The organism is Gilvimarinus sp. 1_MG-2023, from assembly GCF_030548285.1.
Genome location: NZ_JAUOSC010001423.1, coordinates 1 through 249 on the forward strand (window position 1 = coordinate 1; position 249 = coordinate 249).

At 54.2% G+C, this 249-nt stretch carries 1 protein-coding gene; it reads right to left on the minus strand.

The features are described from left to right. Positions 1 to 129: 129 nt before the first annotated feature. Positions 130 to 243, minus strand: coding sequence for a hypothetical protein (locus Q4563_RS21530; protein WP_303605976.1), 114 nt, complete (start codon positions 241 to 243; stop codon positions 130 to 132). Positions 244 to 249 lie beyond the last annotated feature (6 nt).

Sequence of the window (249 nt, forward strand, 5' to 3'; positions counted from 1 at the left end):
TCTACCCACTCTTCTTTCTCCCAACCTCATGCCCCAACCTCATGCCCCAACCTGCATGCCCCAACCTGCATGCCCCGGCCAAGCCGGGCCACGCAGCGGAGGCGACTGATTTCCCAGTCATCAGGGTACTTATTCAGCTGGCATCGACAATGCTTTGGGAGAAACAATAATGCCGTTGTTATCGGCATAGACAAAGCAGCCGGGTTTGAATACAACGCCGCCAAATTTGACCTCAACGTTCACATCACC